This window comes from Allorhizobium sp. GW101-3B10, from assembly GCF_059424725.1.
The window spans coordinates 1,158,737-1,173,683 of record NZ_JBWKZR010000001.1; the positions used below are offsets into that span (position 1 = coordinate 1,158,737).

13 protein-coding genes and 1 other RNA gene are annotated in these 14,947 nt (G+C 64.4%); all 14 read left to right on the forward strand.

Annotated elements, in window-relative coordinates; translation table 11 throughout:
• The first annotated feature begins 68 nt into the window (after positions 1 to 68).
• The 14 genes from AC07Y0_RS05485 (at position 69) to ftsW (ending at position 14,943) form a co-directional block, all read left to right on the forward strand.
• On the forward strand, positions 69 to 806 hold the full coding sequence (locus AC07Y0_RS05485) for a TerB family tellurite resistance protein (RefSeq protein ID WP_498675273.1): 738 nt from the start codon (positions 69 to 71) through the stop codon (positions 804 to 806).
• Complete coding sequence (locus tag AC07Y0_RS05490) at positions 803 to 1,564, forward strand: N-acetylmuramoyl-L-alanine amidase (RefSeq protein WP_498675276.1); 762 nt, start codon at positions 803 to 805, stop codon at positions 1,562 to 1,564. The genes AC07Y0_RS05485 and AC07Y0_RS05490 overlap by 4 nt, the downstream gene beginning before the upstream one ends.
• A gap of 267 nt (positions 1,565 to 1,831) precedes the next feature.
• Positions 1,832 to 2,353: a lytic transglycosylase domain-containing protein gene (locus tag AC07Y0_RS05495; RefSeq protein WP_498675280.1), complete on the forward strand. Its 522-nt coding sequence runs from the start codon at positions 1,832 to 1,834 to the stop codon at positions 2,351 to 2,353.
• 242 nt (positions 2,354 to 2,595) lie between these two features.
• Complete coding sequence (locus AC07Y0_RS05500; protein WP_498675282.1) at positions 2,596 to 3,783, forward strand: NAD(P)/FAD-dependent oxidoreductase; 1,188 nt, start codon at positions 2,596 to 2,598, stop codon at positions 3,781 to 3,783.
• An 82-nt stretch (positions 3,784 to 3,865) separates the two neighbouring features.
• Positions 3,866 to 4,264, forward strand: an RNA gene (gene rnpB, locus AC07Y0_RS05505) — RNase P RNA component class A.
• A gap of 419 nt (positions 4,265 to 4,683) precedes the next feature.
• Positions 4,684 to 5,124, forward strand: a complete 441-nt coding sequence (gene mraZ, locus AC07Y0_RS05510; RefSeq protein WP_498675283.1) for a division/cell wall cluster transcriptional repressor MraZ — start codon at positions 4,684 to 4,686, stop codon at positions 5,122 to 5,124.
• Positions 5,125 to 5,138: 14 nt separating this feature from the next.
• Entirely contained in the window at positions 5,139 to 6,164 is a 1,026-nt protein-coding gene (gene rsmH / locus AC07Y0_RS05515) for a 16S rRNA (cytosine(1402)-N(4))-methyltransferase RsmH (RefSeq protein ID WP_498675285.1), read from the forward strand.
• A gap of 3 nt (positions 6,165 to 6,167) precedes the next feature.
• Positions 6,168 to 6,542, forward strand: a complete 375-nt coding sequence (gene ftsL / locus AC07Y0_RS05520; protein ID WP_498675287.1) for a cell division protein FtsL — start codon at positions 6,168 to 6,170, stop codon at positions 6,540 to 6,542.
• Positions 6,542 to 8,293, forward strand: a complete 1,752-nt coding sequence (locus tag AC07Y0_RS05525) for a peptidoglycan D,D-transpeptidase FtsI family protein (protein ID WP_498675290.1) — start codon at positions 6,542 to 6,544, stop codon at positions 8,291 to 8,293. The genes ftsL and AC07Y0_RS05525 overlap by 1 nt, the downstream gene beginning before the upstream one ends.
• A gap of 61 nt (positions 8,294 to 8,354) precedes the next feature.
• Positions 8,355 to 9,815 carry a UDP-N-acetylmuramoyl-L-alanyl-D-glutamate--2,6-diaminopimelate ligase gene (locus tag AC07Y0_RS05530; protein WP_498675291.1) on the forward strand — a complete coding sequence of 487 codons (1,461 nt, stop codon included), beginning with the start codon at positions 8,355 to 8,357 and terminating at the stop codon, positions 9,813 to 9,815.
• Entirely contained in the window at positions 9,812 to 11,245 is a 1,434-nt protein-coding gene (locus AC07Y0_RS05535; protein WP_498675293.1) for a UDP-N-acetylmuramoylalanyl-D-glutamyl-2,6-diaminopimelate--D-alanyl-D-alanine ligase, read from the forward strand. Before AC07Y0_RS05530 ends, AC07Y0_RS05535 begins: the two co-directional genes overlap by 4 nt.
• 24 nt (positions 11,246 to 11,269) lie before the next feature.
• Complete coding sequence (mraY, locus tag AC07Y0_RS05540) at positions 11,270 to 12,370, forward strand: phospho-N-acetylmuramoyl-pentapeptide-transferase (protein ID WP_498675294.1); 1,101 nt, start codon at positions 11,270 to 11,272, stop codon at positions 12,368 to 12,370.
• A gap of 7 nt (positions 12,371 to 12,377) precedes the next feature.
• Positions 12,378 to 13,787, forward strand: a complete 1,410-nt coding sequence (gene murD, locus AC07Y0_RS05545) for a UDP-N-acetylmuramoyl-L-alanine--D-glutamate ligase (protein ID WP_498675295.1) — start codon at positions 12,378 to 12,380, stop codon at positions 13,785 to 13,787.
• Position 13,788: 1 nt separating this feature from the next.
• Entirely contained in the window at positions 13,789 to 14,943 is a 1,155-nt protein-coding gene (gene ftsW, locus AC07Y0_RS05550; protein WP_498675297.1) for a putative lipid II flippase FtsW, read from the forward strand.
• The last annotated feature ends 4 nt before the right edge of the window (positions 14,944 to 14,947 follow it).

Below are 14,947 nucleotides of genomic sequence, written 5' to 3' on the forward strand. Positions count from 1 at the left end.
ATAAAGTTTAATGTCGCAGATGGGGCACTTGGCTTGCTTTTTCCGGCGATATTTGGTCAAGCTCGCTGATGATTATCGATTTCGCCTGCGAACAGATCGCGTCGTTGTGGGATCGTCTGCTGGGCGCTATCGGCGATGCAGCGGGCAGCGTCCTGTCGGGTATGGTCGAGGCGGTTCGAACCGTTTTCGAGGGCGATCCCGAAACCCGCCGTCGCGTTTCCTTCTCCGTTGCGATCATCGCGCTGTCCGCCAAGATGGCGAAGGCCGACGGCATCGTGACGGCGGCGGAGGTCGATGCCTTCCGCAGCATCTTCGATTTCCCCGAGGAAGAGGCGAAGAACGTCGCCCGGCTGTACAATCTTGCGCGTCAGGACGTCGCCGGCTTCGAGGCCTATGCGGAGAAGCTCGCCAAGCTGTGCCGGACCTGCGACAATTTCTGCCCGGTGCTCGAGGACATCGTCGATGCGCTGTTCCACATCGCCACGGCCGACGGCCTGGTGCATGAGAAGGAACTGGCCTTCCTGTCGCGCATCGCCGAGATCTTCGGCCTGTCCGAGGAACGCTTCCACATGATCACCCAGCGCCACCTGCATCTCGAGGGCGATCCCTATGGCGTGCTGGGGGTCCAGCGGTCGGACGATTTCGCCACCATCCGCAAGCGCTACCGGGCGCTCGCCGCCGAGCATCACCCCGACCGGCTGCATGCCCGCGGCGTGCCGAGCGAGTTCCATGCCGTGGCCCACCACCGCATGGCAAAGCTGAACGCCGCCTATTCGGCGATCGAGAAAGAACGCCGCGCCGCATGAAGCCTTTCACCGCCGATTTCGCCGGCGCCACCATGATGCCGTCGCCCAACCAGGGCGAAAGGGCGGGCGGCTGTCGCCCCGACATGATCCTTCTGCACTACACCGGAATGCCCGAGCATGACGGCGCGCTCGCTTGGCTGTGCAATCCCGAAAGCCAGGTTTCCAGCCACTATTTCGTCCACGAGGACGGCCGGATCGTGCAGATGGTGCCGGAGGATCGGCGCGCCTGGCATGCAGGAAAGAGCTTCTGGGCGGGCGAGACGGACATCAATTCTCACTCGATCGGCATCGAGATCGCCAATGCCGGGCACCCTGCGGGGCTCCCCGGATTCCCCGAAAAGCAGATCGAGGCGGTCATTGAATTGTGTCGCGATTGCGGCCGGAGGCACGATATCGCTCCTGAACGGGTGCTGGCGCACTCCGATGTGGCGCCGGTTCGCAAGGTCGATCCGGGCGAAAATTTCCCCTGGGGACGGCTGCATGCGGCGGGCGTCGGCCACTTCGTCGAGCCGGTGCCGGTGCAGGGCGGCCGCTTTTTCCAGAAGGGCGACCACGGCCAGCCGGTCGAGGCCCTGCAGTCGATGTTGTCGCTTTATGGATATGATATTGAAATTACCGGGGAATATTCCGACAAGACGGAAGGCGTCGTGGCTGCGTTCCAGCGCCATTTCCGCCCCGAGCGGGTGGACGGGATCGCCGACATGTCGACGGTCGAAACGCTACATCGGCTGCTGACGACGCTGCCCCGCTACGCCTGAAATGGCAGGCCGAAAACACCGTATTTCGACGGCGCCGCCAAACGCGTGAAACGCCAATTTGTTGCATCGCCACACGAATTCCCCATTTCGCCGCTCTAAAGAACGAACTGAACGGCGGCACGGGCACCCAGTTTTTGCGGACCGTGTTTGCAAATATCAACGATGAGAGCATGGGCGGCGACCTACCCGACGGGTAGGGCGAACGAGGAAGATTTGCGTCCGGAACGGACGTTCGCCCACCTCTCTGGTTCGGAGACTGACTTTTACATGATGAAGCGAATTGTTGCTGCTGCGGCATGCCTCGGTATTCTTTTGTCCTCGTCCATGACGGCATCGGCCGGAGACGAGGAGCGCAGCTTCAGGGCTCCGCTCAAGACCGTGAACCGCGAGGCGGGCTATCCGGCGCCTTCCTTCTCCAAGAGCCCCTATACGAGTCTGATCTCCAAATACGCCAAAACCTACGGCGTTCCGGTGGCACTCGCCCATGCGGTCGTCAGGGTCGAAAGCAATTTCAATCCCAAGGCCCGCGGCAGCGCCGGCGAAATCGGTCTCATGCAGATCAAGCCGGCCACGGCACGGATGATGGGCTATTCGGGTTCTTCCAAGGGCCTGTACGATCCCGAGACGAACATCCGCTACGGCATGAAGTACCTCTCGATGGCCCACGACCTGGGCGACGGCCAGACCTGCACCACCATCCTCAAATACAATGCCGGTCACGGCGCCAAGCGGATGAACCCGGTCTCCAAGCGCTATTGCGGCAAGGTGCTGGCGCTGATCGCTTCGTAAGCCTCTGAATGACCGGCCAGGCGCGTGCGATAACCCCGGCCGTTCTTCCATCTCGCCCGACCGTTTCGGAGGGCTGTCCAAGGCGGTGCAGTGCCGCTCGGCCCCAGGCGCTACCCGGGAATGGCGGCCGCCCATCCCGGCGACGAAATTGCGGGCAGGCTTCTCGTGGGGACGATTCCGCACTTGCCGGCAAAGCCCTGATCGGGAAAAGCTGTCGGGATTCGCGTCGACAGGGGACAGGAATGGGCGAAAGCTACAAATACATCATCATCGGCTGTGGCATGATGGGGGCCGCCGCTGCCCGCCATTTGGCAGAACAGACCGACGGGGTCGCGCTGATCGGCCCGGATGAGCCCAAGGATGCCGCCCGTCACGAGGGCGTTTTCGCCAGTCACTACGACGAGGCGCGCATCACCCGCACCATCGATCCGGACCCGGTCTGGGCGCTGCTGGCGAAGCGGTCCATTGCCCGCTACGGCGAGATCGCCGCGCAGAGCGGGATCGAGTTCTTCCACCCCACGGGCTGCCTGATGGTCGGGCCTGAGCGTGGCGGCCGTGATCCCTATGTCGCCGACATCTGCGCTGCGGCCGAACGGGTGGGGGCAGATGTCGAATTGATCGACGACCGGCGACTGGCCGAACGGTTTTCCTATTTCTCCTTCGGCAGCGGATGCGAAGGCGTGTTCGAGGCGGCCGAGGCCGGCTACGTCAATCCGCGACGCCTGGTCGAGGCGCAGTCGGTCCTGGCGCGCCGCGCAGGGGCGACCGTCATTACTGATACCGTCGTCAGCACGCAGGAGTCCGGCGGCAGCGTCCTCGTCCGGACGGCGGAGGGACGCGAAGTGAGAGGCGACAAGGTGCTCGTCGCCGCCGGCGGATTCTCCATTGCCGAGAATCTCTTGCCGAGACCGGTTGATCTTTCGGTTTATGCGCGCACCGTCTCCTTCTTCGAGATCCCCGAGGCCGAGCTTTCCCGCTATGCCGGCATGCCGTCGCTGATCCACCAACCCGACGATCCGCGGGACCATATCTATCTTCTTCCGCCCGTGCGCTATCCGGACGGCAAGACCTATCTGAAGATCGGCGGCGATCCGGACGATCTCCGGCTTGAAACCGAGCCGGACATTCGCGCCTGGTTTCGCAGCGGCGGCCGTGCCGGCACGCGCGATCATCTCAAGCGAATCATCGACGGGCTGGTTCCGGATCTGGCCGGCGCGCCGCTCAGCATGGCCGCCTGCGTCACCTCGTTCACGCCGAACAACTATCCGGCGATCGGCTTTGCCAGCGACCGGATCGCCGTTATGACCGGCGGCTGCGGTACCGCGGCCAAGAGTTCGGACGAGATCGGCCGGCTCGGCGCGGCGCTTCTTCACGGTGGCGCCCTCGACGAAGCGGCCTATGGCGATGTTTTCCGCCCCGCTTTCCGCTGATTGTTCACCATCCGGCGTCCTGCCATTGGAGGAGACTCCTTTTTGGTGGCAATCGCCGGGCCGCTCGGTTAAGGACGCGGTGCCAGTTGGCCGGGCAGCCGCGCTTTACCAATGCCGAAAGGCGGTAGGGTGAGGAAAGTCCGGGCTCCACGGAAACACGGTGCCGGATAACGTCCGGCGGGGGCGACCTCAGGGAAAGTGCCACAGAAAGCAAACCGCCTCGCTCGCGAGGTAAGGGTGAAAGGGTGGGGTAAGAGCCCACCGCGTCGCTGGCAACAGGGACGGCACGGTAAACCCCACCGGGAGCAAGACCGAATAGGGATGACGCGGGTCATGCGCAAGCGTGGCCACAGCCTGTTTCCGGGCCAGTCATCCGGGTGGGTTGCGTGAGGCAGCGTGCAAACGCTGTCCCAGATGAATGGCTGCCACGTTCCGGGCGACCGGAGCCATACAGAACCCGGCTTACAGGCCAACTGGCGATTTTTCCTTCCCCCCAGGCACCGGGGCGGGAATGGATTCAACGAACAAATCCAATGTTCTGAAAAACCGTCACAATTTCGGCTTGCCCTTGTCCAGCTACGGTCAAGGTCCGGGGTGAAAAAGCAGTGGCGCGACAGGTGGTTCTAACGATTCGTTAAGCTTAACCGCTTATCAATATTTGAATCCCTTGGAGGATCGCGGAAGCTCTGTCCCATTGACGCCCATATAGTCCCATGTTATCCCATAAGCGTACCGTTGAGGGGTTGATTGAAGCCCCGGAAATCGCAGTCGAAAGTGGGTCGGTCACCAGATGCGGAGGGTGGCCCCCGATCTTTTGCGGCAGTCCGGCGGTGCAGGTGATTTTGGGTTTGCAGGGCTCGATAGGGAGCCTCTTGCCAGAAGGGGGAGCGGTCGATCGTCATGAACCGCTTTCTGTCCAGTGCGACAAACAGGATCGATGCCAAGGGGCGGGTTTCCGTGCCTGCGCCGTTCCGTGCCGTTCTGGCGCAGCGCGACATCCAGGAGCTCTACTGCATCCAGGATTTCGTCTTTCCGGCAATCAGCGTCGGTGGCCCCGATCTGCTGGAGCGCTACGAACGGCAGATTTCGGCGGGAGATCCGTTTGCGCGCGAGGGGAACGAGATGTCGTTGCTGATCCATGGCGGCGGCGTCTTCATGCGGCTCGATGCCGAAGGGCGTCTCATGGTCACGGATTTCATCCGGGACTTTACCGGCATCGCGACGGAGGTTTGCTTCGTCGGGCGGTCGGATCATTTTCAGCTTTGGCAGCCGCAGGCGTTTCACGAGGCGCAGGTGGCGGCGAGGGAAGGGCGCAGGCTGCGAGGACTGCAAACTTCATAGGACGGGGAAACGGAATGGCGGCGAATCTTGGCGGAGGTTCTTCTGAAGCCGATGGCGGACCGGTTCGCCACATTCCGGTCCTCCTCTCCGAGGTCCTGACGGCGCTCGACGCGCGGCCGGGCAAGGTCATCCTCGACGGCACCTTCGGTGCCGGCGGCTATACGACGGCGATTCTCGATGCGGGGGCCGACGTCATCGCGCTCGACCGCGACCCGACGGCGATTGCCGCGGGCCAGGCGCTGGTCGCGGCGCGCGGCGGGCATCTGACGCTCCATCATACGCAGTTCTCCCATCTGGCCGACTACGCGCCGGAAGGCGGGCTCGACGGCGTGGTGCTCGACATCGGCGTCTCGTCCATGCAGATCGACGAGGCCGAGCGCGGCTTTTCCTTCCAGCGGAACGGACCGCTCGACATGCGCATGTCGGGTGCCGGCGTTTCCGCCGCCGACGTCGTCAATCGCGCCAAGGTCGGCGACCTTATCCGCATTTTCGGCTTCCTCGGCGAAGAGAAGCAGGCGGGCCGCATCGCCCGTGCTATCGAGAAGCAGCGCCTGCGCGAGCCCTTCCGCACCACCCGCGATCTCGCCGGCCTCATCGAAGTCGTCACCCCGCGCAAGGCCAAGGACAAGATCCATCCGGCGACCCGTGTCTTCCAGGCGCTGCGCGTCTTCGTCAACGACGAGCTCGGCGAGCTTGCCCAGGCGCTGTTTGCCGCCGAGCAGGCGCTGAAACCCGGCGGGCGGCTGGTGGTCGTCACCTTCCATTCGCTGGAGGACCGGATCGTCAAGAAGTTCTTCACCGAACGTTCCGGCAAGGCGTCCGGCTCGCGCCACATGCCCATGGTGCAGGAGCGGGCGGCGACGTTCGAGCCGGTCGGCAAGCCGATGATCGCGGCGAGCGAGGCCGAGGCGGAGATCAATCCGCGCGCCCGTTCCGCCAAGCTGCGTGCCGGCCAGCGCACCGCCGCCCCGGCCGAGCGCCCCGACATGTCGATCTTCGACCTGCCGGATCTCGCAAGTCTCGACAAGATCGGAGTGTGATCGATGATTAAAACCTTCGACCTCCTGTTGATCGGTGCCATGGCGGCCGCGGCGACCGTCACCTACCAGATCAAGCATCATACCGATAACAAGCTCGAGGAGGTCCGCCGCCTTGAGGCCGAGATCAAGCTCGAGAAGGATACGATCGACCTGCTCAAGGCCGACTGGGCGCTCCTGACTCAGCCGAACCGGCTGGAGCGCCTGCTCAAGGTCTATGGCACCGAGCTGCAGCTCGAGCCCACCCTGCCGGAACAGCTGGCACGGCCGGTCGAGCTTCCCATGCCGCGCGACCAGTTGCCCAAGCCCGAAGTGGCCGAAGGCGAGCAGAGCAAGGATCCTGTCTCGGATCTCATCACAACCGGATCGGTGAAGCCCTGATGACTTTCCTTTCACGAATCATGTTGTTGAAGAGCCAGGCGCATTTCTCGACCGACGTGCACCGGAGCGGGACCTCGATCAACGGCGCCGCCTTCAAGGGCACCGGCAAGCGCAAGACCGAACTCGCCCGCAAGCGGGTGGGCCTGATGATCGCCGGCTTCACCGTGGCCTACGCGGTTGTCGGCGGCCGTCTCGTGCAATACGGCTATGCCCAGCCGGAAGTGACCTCCAGCATTCTGCCGGCCGACCGCCTGATGGCCTCGCGTCCCGACATCCTCGACCGCAACGGCGAGGTGCTGGCGACCGACATCCGCACGGTTTCGCTGTTCGCCGAGCCGCACAAGATCGTCGACGCGGACGAGGCGGTGGAAAAGCTGGCGACCGTGCTCACCGACCTGGACATCAAGGGCACCTACAAGAAGCTCTCCAATCCGAATTCGCATTTCCAATGGCTGCGCCGCCAGCTGACGCCGAAGCAGCAGAGCCAGGTTCTCGCACTCGGCATTCCCGGCATCGGCTTTCGCCCGGAGAAGCGCCGCTTCTATCCCGGCGGCCCCACCGCGTCCCACGTCGTCGGCTATGTCAATATCGACAACCGCGGCATGTCGGGCATGGAGAAATACATCGACAACCAGGGCCTCGCGGACCTGCGCGACCTCGGCATGACGGGCGATTCCCCGCTCGAGCCGGTCAAGCTGTCGATCGACCTTCGGGTCCAGAACATCGTGCGCGACGTTCTGGCCGGGGCGGTCGCCAAATTCCAGGCGCTCGGCGCCGGCGCGGTCGTTCTTGACGTGCGTACTGGCGAAGTGCTCGCCATGTCATCCCTTCCGGACTTCGATCCGAACAATCCGGCGGCCAGCGCCCAGGAAGGCTGGCTGAACCGCATGTCGAACGGCACGTTCGAGATGGGCTCGACCTTCAAGTCCTTCACCATCGCCATGGGTCTCGATTCCGGAAAGGTGTCGATCAACGATTCCTTCGACGCCCGCTATCCGATCCGCATCGGCGGCTTCACCATCCAGGACTTCCACGGCAAGCACCGCATCCTGACCGTTCCGGAAATCTTCCAGTATTCGTCCAACATCGGCACGGCGAAGGTCGCAGACATCGTCGGCACGGACGCCCACAAGGAATTCCTCACCCGGCTCGGCCTGCTCTCGAAGATGCAGACCGAATTGCCGGAAGTGGCCATGCCCTCGCAACCGCGCCAGTGGAAGAAGCTCAACTCGATCACCATCTCGTTCGGCCACGGCGTCTCGACCACGCCCCTGCAGACGGCGGTCGCCGGGGTCGCGCTGGTCAATGGCGGTCGGCTGATCGAGCCGACCTTCCTGCCGCGCACGCCCGAACAGGCCGATCTGGTGGCACAGCAGGTCATCCAGCCTTCGACCAGCAAGGACATGCGCTACCTCTTCGAGGTGAACGGGGTGAAGGGCTCGGGCCGCAACGCCCGCGTCGATGGTTTCAACGTCGGCGGCAAGACCGGCACGGCCGACAAGGTCGTCAACGGACGCTACGTCGGCGACAAGAACTTCAATGCCTTCCTTGCCGCTTTCCCGATCGACGATCCCCGCTATGTGGTGCTGGCCGTCATCGACGAACCCAAGACCGACAAGGGCAATGGGGCGGCGCTCGCCGGCACCTCGGCGGCCCCGATGGTCGGCGAGATCATCCGCAGAAGCGCCGCAATTCTCGGTGTAGAACCCAAATTCGGGGACGACGGCTCTGCCTTGCTCGTCTCTTATTGAACGAACTTCAATTCAGGAGGCGATTCGTAAAAATCGCCTCTCAGCAGTGGATACATAATCGATGTTGTTGCGGGATCTGGCGGGCAAGGAGTTTCACAATCAGGTCGACGAGGCCGGCGAATCGGTCGGCGCCCTCGAGATCTCCGGCCTGTCTGCTGATAGCCGCAAAATCGAAAAGGGCATGCTCTTCGTCGCCCTTGCCGGCACCAAGGCCGACGGTGCGGCCTATGTCGCCGATGCGGTCGCGCGCGGCGCGTCGGCAGTCGTCGCCGGCCATGCTGTCGATGCCGCTGTACCGGTCATCGTCGTCGCCAATCCGCGCCGTTTCCTCGCCCTTGCCGCAGCCAATTTCTTCGGCCGCCAGCCGGCCACCATGGTCGCCGTCACCGGCACGGCCGGCAAGACGTCGGTCGCCTCCTTCACCCGGCAGATCTGGGCAGAGGCCGGGCATCCCGCCGCGCAGATCGGCACGACCGGCGTCGTTTCGCCGACCCGCAACGAGTACGGTTCGCTGACGACGCCCGACCCGATCGGACTGCACAGACTGCTCTGCGACCTTGCCGACGAAGGCGTGACCCATGCGGCCATGGAAGCCTCGAGCCACGGTCTCGACCAGTGCCGGCTTGATGGCGTGAGGCTTGCCGCCGCCGCCTTCACCAATCTCGGCCGCGACCACATGGACTATCATCCGACGGTCGAGGACTACATGGCCGCCAAGATGCGGCTGTTCGACACGCTGTTGCCGAAGGGGTCTCCGGCCGTGATCTTCGCCGACGATCCCTGGTCGGCCGAGGGGATCCGGGTGGCCACCGAAGCCGGCCACAAGGTGCTGACCGTCGGTCGCAGTGGTGAGTTCCTGGCGTTGAAGCGGGTCGAGCATTTCCGCCACAAGCAGGTCGCGGAAGTGCATTTCGGCGACGAGATCTTCGAGGTGCATATCCCGCTCGCCGGCGATTTCCAGGTCGCCAATGCCCTGGTCGCCGCGGGCCTTGCGATCGCCACCGGCGTTCCGGCGGCTGTCGCGATGAAGGCGCTGGAAAAGCTTCAGGGCGCGTCCGGCCGTCTCGAACTGGTGGGGCAGTCCAAGGCCGGGGCGCTCGCCTATGTCGACTATGCCCACAAGCCGGATGCGCTCGAAAACGTGCTGACGTCGGTGCGGCCCTTCACCACCGGCCGGGTCATTACGGTCTTCGGCTGCGGCGGCGATCGCGACAAGGGCAAGCGGCCGATCATGGGCGAGATCGCCTGCCGGCTCGCCGACATCGTCATCGTCACCGACGACAATCCGCGCTCCGAAGTCCCGGCGGTCATCCGCTCGGAGATCATGGCGGCGGCGCCCAAGGGCATCGAGATCGGCGACCGGGCGCAGGCGATCCGCGCCGCAGTCGCCATGCTGTCATCGGGGGACACGTTGATCGTGGCCGGCAAGGGGCATGAGGAGGGCCAGACCGTCGGCGATGACACGCTGCCGTTCTCGGATCATGCGGAATTGCGCAAAGCACTGGAGGAGTTTGACCATTGACCTTTCTTTGGACGTCGCAGGAAATGATCGAGGCCATGGCGGGGCGTCCCTTCGGGTCGCTGCCCGCGGGGATCACCGGCATATCCATCGACAGCCGGACGGTCGCGCAGGGCGAGGCTTTCTTCGCCATCAAGGGCGACCGGGTGGACGGTCATGATTTCGCCAGCCTGGCGATCGCCAACGGCGCGTCGCTGCTGGTCGTCTCCGAAGGCAAGCTTCCGGCGCTTGGACGCCTGACGGTGCCGATGATCGTCGTCGAAGACGTGCTCGGCGCCCTTCAGAAGCTCGCGGTTGCGGCGCGCGACAGAAGCTCCGCCACGATCATCGCGGTGACCGGTTCGGTCGGCAAGACGACCACCAAGGAAATGCTGCGGCTGGCGCTAGAGCCGTCCGGCAATGTGCATGCCGCCGTCGCTTCCTTCAACAATCACTGGGGCGTGCCGCTGACGCTCGCCCGCATGCCGGTCGAGGCCCGCTATGGCGTGTTCGAAGTCGGCATGAACCATGCCGGAGAGATCGGACCGCTGTCGCGCATGGTCCGGCCGGACGTGGCCATCATCACCACGATCGCCCCCGCCCATCTCGGCAATTTCAAGAACATCGAGGAAATCGCCGCGGCGAAGGCCGAGATCTTCGAAGGCGTGGTGCCGGGCGGCGATGTCATCCTCAATCGCGACAACAGCCAGTTCGACTTCCTCGAGCAGGCGGCGCAGGCGGCCGGCATCGACAATATTCACAGCTTCGGCCAACACGCCAAGGCGGAGTTCCGGCTCGCCGAGTTCGACGGCGCGGCCGAGCTTTCGACCGTCTGGTTTTCTCACGGCGGCGAGACCCGCGAAGTCATCATCGGCGCGCCGGGCCGGCACATCGCCGAAAACGCCATGGCCGTGCTCGGCACGGTGGCGCTGGTCGGTGCCGACATGGATGCGGCGATCGACGCGCTGTCGCAGCTTTCCGCCGTCAAGGGCCGCGGCGCCCGCCATCGCCTGTCGATCGGCAATGCGAGCTTCACGCTGATCGACGAGAGCTACAATGCCAACCCGGCTTCCATGCGCGCGGCGATTGCCGTGCTGGCCGCCGCCCAGCCGGAGGGCGAGGGGCGGCGCATCGCCGTGCTCGGAGACATGCTGGAAATGGGCGAGTTCTCGCCCGCGGTGCATGCCGAACTGGTGAGCCCGCTGCTGGCTGCCGGCATCGAGCATGTCTGGCTGGCCGGTGCGGAGATGGCGGCGCTGCGCGACGCCCTGCCGGAGAGCGTTCACGTCGAATACCAACCGACCACGGCGGAAATGGTCGAATTCGTCACCGAAGCCGTAGCGCCCGGCGACGTGATCATGATCAAGTCCTCGCTCGGCCTCGGATTCGGCAAGATCGTCTCCGCTCTGCTTGACAAGTATCCGGCATTCCACGACACGGGGCGCCAAATTTAATCCGGGCTTTTGGAAAGGGCTCCAATGCTGATCTGGCTTGTGGAACTGTCGGACAATTTTCAATTCTTCAACTTGTTCCGTTACATCACGTTCCGCACGGGAGCCGCGCTCCTTACCTCCGCCCTGGTCGTCTTCCTGTTCGGGCCGGCCATGATCGCTTCGCTGCGCGTCCGTCAGGGCAAGGGCCAACCGATCCGTGCCGACGGGCCGCAGACCCATTTCAAGAAGGCCGGCACGCCCACCATGGGCGGGCTGATGATCCTCGCAGGCATCGTCGTCTCCTCGCTGCTCTGGGCCGACCTTTCCAGCGTCTACGTGGTCGCCACCCTCTTGGTCACGCTCGGCTTCGGCGCCATCGGCTTCTATGACGACTATCTCAAGGTGACGAAGCAGACCGAGAAGGGCTTTTCCGGCAAGGCGCGCCTCGGCATCGAATTCGTCATCGCCGGCATCGCCGTCTATTTCATGATGACCACGGCACTCAACTCCGGACCGCAGGGCTCGACCTTCGGCTCCTCGATCGCCTTTCCCTTCCTCAAGGACTTCAGCATCGATCTCGGCCTGTTCTTCATCGTCTTTGGCGGCTTCGTCATCGTTTCGGCCGGCAATGCGGTCAACCTGACGGACGGCCTCGACGGGCTCGCCATCGTCCCGGTGATGATCGCGGCGGCCTCCTTCGGCATCATCGCCTATCTCACCGGCAATGCGGTGTTTTCCAACTACCTGCAGATCAATTTCGTCCCCGGCACCGGCGAACTGGCCGTCGTGCTCGGCGCGGTGATCGGGGCCGGCCTCGGCTTCCTGTGGTTCAACGCCCCGCCGGCGGCGATCTTCATGGGCGATACCGGTTCGCTGGCGCTCGGCGGCCTGATCGGTTCGGTGGCGGTCGCCACCAAGCACGAGATCGTCATGGCGATCATCGGCGGCCTGTTCGTCGCCGAAACCCTGTCGGTCATCATCCAGGTCGGCTATTTCAAGCTGACCGGCCGGCGCGTCTTCCTGATGGCGCCGATCCACCACCATTTCGAAAAGCTCGGCTGGACCGAGAGCCAGGTGGTGATCCGTTTCTGGATCATCGCGGTCGGGCTGGCCATGCTCGGCCTTTCCACCCTGAAACTGCGGTGAGGGCGCAATGATCCCGGCCACCACGTTCAAGGGCAAAAGGGTAGCGCTGTTCGGCCTCGGCGGCTCGGGCCTCGCCACGGCGAAGTCGCTGGTGGCCGGCGGTGCCGACGTCGTCTGCTGGGACGACAATCCCGACAGCGTCGCCAAGGCGAGGGCCGAGGGCATCCCGACCGAGGACCTGCGCGGCATCGACTGGAAGGCCGTCTCCACCTTGGTCCTGTCGCCCGGCGTGCCGCTCACCCATCCGAAGCCTCATTGGTCGGTCGATCTCGCCCGTGCCGAGGGCGTCGAGGTCATCGGCGATGTCGAGATCTTCGTGCGCGAGCGCCGGGTCCATGCGCCGGATTGCCCGTTCATCGCCATCACCGGCACCAACGGCAAGTCGACCACGACGGCGCTGATCGCCCATATTCTCCAGTCTTGCGGCCGCGACACGCAGCTCGGCGGCAATATAGGCCGGGCCGTGCTGACGCTCGATCCGCCGAAGGCCGGCCGCTTCTTCGTCGTCGAGTGCTCGTCCTACCAGATCGATCTCGCCCCGACGCTCAATCCGACCGCCGGCATCCTGCTCAACGTTACGCCCGACCATCTCGATCGCCACGGCACCATCCAGCATTATGCCGACGTCAAGGAGCGCCTGGTCGCCGGCAGCGGTACGGCCGTCATCGGCGTGGACGACAGCTACTCGGAACTGATCGCCGACCGCGTCGAGCGGGCCGGCAGCAAGGTCGTGCGCATTTCCAAGCGCCAGCCGCTGGTCGACGGGCTCTACAACGACGGACACCGGATCATCGAGGCGCATGGCGGCGCGACAGCCGTGCTCGTCGACCTCAACGGCATCCAGACGCTGCGCGGCGCGCACAACGCGCAGAACGCGGCCGCCGCCATCGCCGCCTGCCTCGCCGTCGGCGTGTCGCCGGACGAGGTGAGGGCGGGGCTCTCCTCCTTCGCCGGTCTGAAACACCGTATGCAGCCGGTCGGCCGGCGCGGCCATGTCGTCTTCGTCAATGATTCCAAGGCCACCAATGCCGAGGCGGCGGCGCCGGCCTTGTCGAGCTACGAGCGGATCTACTGGATCGCCGGCGGCCTGCCGAAGGAAGGCGGGATCGCCAGCCTTTCGCCGCTGTTTTCGCGCATCGCCAAGGCCTACCTGATCGGCGAGGCAGCTTCGGCTTTCGCCTCGACGCTCGGCAATGCGGTGCCTTACGAAATCTCCGGCACGCTCGCCCAGGCGGTGGCCCACGCGGCGGCCGATGCGGCGGCGGAAAATAATCCGGTGGCGGTGATGCTATCACCGGCTTGCGCAAGCTTCGATCAATATAAGAACTTCGAAGTCAGAGGTGATGCCTTCGTCGGCCACGTCGCGGCCCTCGACGGAGTGACGATGCTGGTCGACGTGCCAACAGGAGGCAACTGAGATGGTAAGCCGCGTTGAGAGAGGTCCGGTCGCCGACTGGTTCTGGACGATCGATCGTCTGTTCATGATCACCTTCATCCTCTTGATGGGGATCGGTTTCATGCTCTCCTTCGCGGCATCGCCCGCGGTCGCCGAGCGGCTCAACCTCGACAGCTTCCACTTCGTCAAGCGCCATGCCGCCTTCATGATCCCGGCGCTCGGCGTGATGATCGGCCTCTCCTTCCTGTCGCCGCGCCAGGTCCGCCGCACCGCCATGGTCATCCTTGCGGTCTCGCTGCTGATGATGGTGGCGGCGCTGTTCTTCGGCATCGAGGTCAAGGGCGCGCGGCGCTGGATCACCATTGCCGGCATCTCCATCCAGCCGTCCGAGTTCATGAAGCCGGCCTTCGTCGTCATCTGCGCCTGGCTGTTTGCCGAACATGCGCGCCAGCCGGAAATCCCCGGCAATCTCTTCGCCATCATCCTGTTCGGCATCGTTGCCGCCCTTCTGGTCGCCCAGCCCGACCTTGGCCAGACCATCCTGACCTCGATCGTCTGGGGCGGCATGTTCTTCATGGCCGGCATGCCGTGGCTGTGGATCACGCTGCTCGGCGGCATCGGGGTTGCCGGCGTCTTCGGCGCCTATCTCACCCTGCCGCACGTCGCCGGGCGTATCGACCGGTTCCTCACCGGCGAGGGCGACACCTTCCAGGTGGATACCGCCCGCCAGGCGATCATCCGCGGCGACTGGTTCGGCCAGGGGCCGGGCGAGGGCATCGTCAAACGCATCATCCCGGACAGCCATACCGACTTCATCTTCTCGGTTGCTGCTGAGGAGTTCGGCATCTTCTTCTGCATGGTGCTGGTTTCCATCTTCGGCTTCCTCGTTCTGCGCGGCCTCAGCCACGCCTTCAAGGAGCGCAACGACTTCAACCGCTTCGCAGTCGCCGGCCTCGTCCTGCTGATCGGCACGCAGTCGATGATCAATATCGGGGTTAACCTCGAACTGCTGCCGGCCAAGGGCATGACGTTGCCGCTCATCTCCTATGGCGGCTCGTCGATGATTGCGATCTGCGTCACTGCCGGCTTCATCCTGGCGTTGACGCGTCGGCGGCCGGAAAAGCGCGCCCAGGAGCGCAGCCTCTTTCGCGCCGCGCACGGCGTTCCGGCGGAGTAAGCCA

Bases quoted from the DNA above. Each gene is read 5' to 3' on its own strand.
- AC07Y0_RS05485 (WP_498675273.1), top strand. From the start codon at position 69: ATGATTATCGATTTCGCCTGCGAACAGATCGCGTCGTTGTGGGATCGT.
- AC07Y0_RS05490 (WP_498675276.1), top strand. From the start codon at position 803: ATGAAGCCTTTCACCGCCGATTTCGCCGGCGCCACCATGATGCCGTCG.
- AC07Y0_RS05495 (WP_498675280.1), top strand. From the start codon at position 1,832: ATGATGAAGCGAATTGTTGCTGCTGCGGCATGCCTCGGTATTCTTTTG.
- AC07Y0_RS05500 (WP_498675282.1), top strand. From the start codon at position 2,596: ATGGGCGAAAGCTACAAATACATCATCATCGGCTGTGGCATGATGGGG.
- mraZ (WP_498675283.1), top strand. From the start codon at position 4,684: ATGAACCGCTTTCTGTCCAGTGCGACAAACAGGATCGATGCCAAGGGG.
- rsmH (WP_498675285.1), top strand. From the start codon at position 5,139: ATGGCGGCGAATCTTGGCGGAGGTTCTTCTGAAGCCGATGGCGGACCG.
- ftsL (WP_498675287.1), top strand. From the start codon at position 6,168: ATGATTAAAACCTTCGACCTCCTGTTGATCGGTGCCATGGCGGCCGCG.
- AC07Y0_RS05525 (WP_498675290.1), top strand. From the start codon at position 6,542: ATGACTTTCCTTTCACGAATCATGTTGTTGAAGAGCCAGGCGCATTTC.
- AC07Y0_RS05530 (WP_498675291.1), top strand. From the start codon at position 8,355: ATGTTGTTGCGGGATCTGGCGGGCAAGGAGTTTCACAATCAGGTCGAC.
- mraY (WP_498675294.1), top strand. From the start codon at position 11,270: ATGCTGATCTGGCTTGTGGAACTGTCGGACAATTTTCAATTCTTCAAC.
- murD (WP_498675295.1), top strand. From the start codon at position 12,378: ATGATCCCGGCCACCACGTTCAAGGGCAAAAGGGTAGCGCTGTTCGGC.
- ftsW (WP_498675297.1), top strand. From the start codon at position 13,789: ATGGTAAGCCGCGTTGAGAGAGGTCCGGTCGCCGACTGGTTCTGGACG.